The organism is Streptomyces sp. PA03-6a (assembly GCF_033792765.1).
Taxonomy (GTDB): Bacteria; Actinomycetota; Actinomycetes; order Streptomycetales; family Streptomycetaceae; genus Actinacidiphila.
The window spans coordinates 2364-4829 of record NZ_JARAVK010000419.1; the positions used below are offsets into that span (position 1 = coordinate 2364).

At 61.3% G+C, this 2466-nt stretch carries 1 protein-coding gene; it reads right to left on the minus strand.

Annotation, left to right across the window (positions count from 1 at the left end):
• The coding region (locus PV350_RS44505) for a hypothetical protein (protein WP_500339055.1) at positions 1-1879 on the minus strand (1879 nt) is incomplete at its 3' end.
• Between the last annotated feature and the right edge of the window lie 587 nt (positions 1880-2466).

Below are 2466 nucleotides of genomic sequence, written 5' to 3' on the forward strand. Positions count from 1 at the left end.
CGTACATGCGCGTCTCGAGTTCCGACGGACTCATCCCACGCCGCACAGCCTCATTCTGAAAAAACTCCTCAAACGGGGCGTAAGCATTACTTGCGGGCGGCGCGAGGGGTCTCGCTGCAGTGTCGCCAATCGTAATGATGTCACCGTCGGGCGCAAAGTCCTGAACGATAGCGGAACCAGGAATGCGGCCCAGAGTGTTCTCGTTCCCGGACTGCGATCGGCCACGAAGGACAACGGCGCGGAGACTAGAGAATGTGCCTCTGACAGCTACTGTATCTACTGGACGCTTTCGACTCCAGCCACTGATGATTTCATCCAGGAACATAGCTCGCTGTGGGGCTTCACCTCTCAGGAGACCATTGTTCATAAAGTAGGCCACGGCCGTTTCGGCGAAATCCTCGGCCGGATTCGTCCGACCGTATGGGGTTACCGGCTGCTCCTTCCAAGGAAAGTATCTTTTCCCATCCCCAGTCCAGGATCCTACCTGTCGCATGAAGTTTGATATTTCATGCGGCGGCAATTCCTCAATTATCTCCTTAGTAACGATTCCGGGAGAGCTGCCGCGCTTCTTGTCAATATCCAAGATCTGCGGATATTTGACCTCAAGCTTGTTTACGAAGGCGTACCGGCGGGGCCATCGACTCACCAGCAGTTCGGTATCAAAAAAGTATGCTTGAATCGAGAATTCGAAGTCGCGCTCGGGGTTCTCCGTCGCACGTCCGTTGATGACCGGAGGGGGTTCCTGGTCCCCCCACAACCTGTCGGTGAAATGCGATTGCGCGTAACCGAGCAGCCCATGGGCTAGCTCGTGGGTAGCTCGATACTGGATATCGTCGCTGACCTCAGAAGCAGTGCCGTTGACATTGATGCTGGTACGGGGCGCGGAAATGTAGAGGTTGAACAGTCTACTCTTTTCAAAATATCTTCCGAGTACAGTCGGGGAAATCTGGCTACCAGCCAGCGCCCAAGTGACCGCCCCGACGGTCTTTACCTCTTGTGCGACACCTCTTCGAACTGATCCCGCACGCCTCTTTCCGAGGATTTGTTCAAAATGACCCGCCGCTGCACGGAGTCCCCTCAGAATCGGCAGCGTGAAATCCTGCGGCTGGACTTCGTTCAGCACGTTTATCGGAGCGTCTAGATGTCTCAGCCGCTCTGCCGTGACTCCGGCGCGCGAGTCAAGCTGAATCCCGAAATCATTCTCGAGATCCTGGATAAGTCGCAGGCGCTCCTTCTCCAGACCCGACTTCATAAATAGGATCGGGTTGACCGTTATCACTGTCGGGAACCGGCTGCTCGGGTCGAACAGGGCGGTCTTCGCTGGGGATTCAATTTTCGTCAGCCAGGCAAGGATCTCTGCATGCTGACGAACGGGCTCGTGCGCGCGGGCCTTCACATGGTCCGCTCCCCGCTTGGTGATCGTTTCGCTATCGGCCACCAACGTCGCCGTGTCGTCGTCAGTGCCGACACGGGTGACATTGTCATCGTCAGTCATTGTGCCGAGTGCGTGCTCTGATGTGTCGGTAGCGGAGGTCTGGGGCAAGCCGTCCGGTTGGCCGGTGTCGGCTGCAGTGCTTACCTGGTCGGTCTGTGGTGCGTTGTCGTCGCCGTTGATCGTTGCGATGGTTAGGTCGCCGCTGGTCGTGACGGGGCGCCGTGGGGGCGAGTCGAGGTCCAGTTGTGGCGCGGACTGAGTTCGGGTGCGCGGAACGGAGGGCTGCTCGGTGCCGAACAGCGGCCGTGTGGTGGTCGCGGTTTCCGTCGCTGCGGGCTTGCTAACCGCAGAAGGAATATGCGCACGGTTTCCCTCATCGGCGTTAGCCTGCGGCTGAGTGGCGGCAGGGCTTGAGGTTGCCGCGCTATTGGGGGTGCCGCTCACGGTGTTAGGTGACGGTGATGGGGCCGCCGTGCCGACAGGAGTGGGGTTGGTCCTGATAGCGCCCGCCGTGGTGGTGGCGGGGTTGTTCACGGATGTCGCCGGGTGCGGTGTGCCGCTGAGGGTGCTGACCTCGCCGCCGGCGGGGGATGCGTGAAGCGTGCCAGTCTCGTGCTCGGGGTTGGGTGTGCTCTCGAACCCGGGGAGTCCAGCAGCGTTGTCGTATGTCGGCACAGGCCCGCCGTCGGTCCCGGCAGCGGGGCCGGTGGAGACAGTCGTGACGGTGTCCTCCGCAGCCCCGACGCGTGGATCGCCGCTGCTGGCCTGGGGTCCGGTCACTTCCGTCGCTGGTCGGTGCGACTGGCTGCCAGTCGCACCGTGACTGCGGATCGGCGTGGGGCTCGATGTACTGCTGCCAGCCGTATCCTGGCCCGCAGAACGGCCTGTGGCGCCGCGGGTACGAACGGCTGGCTCGCTCCCCGGGCTTGTGCTGACGGTGCCTGTACCGGTGCCGCCGTTACGGCTTGAGGCAGCGGTGTTCTGGGCAGGTCCTGTTGCTCCAGAGTCGGTCGGCCCCTGGGTTCCGGAGG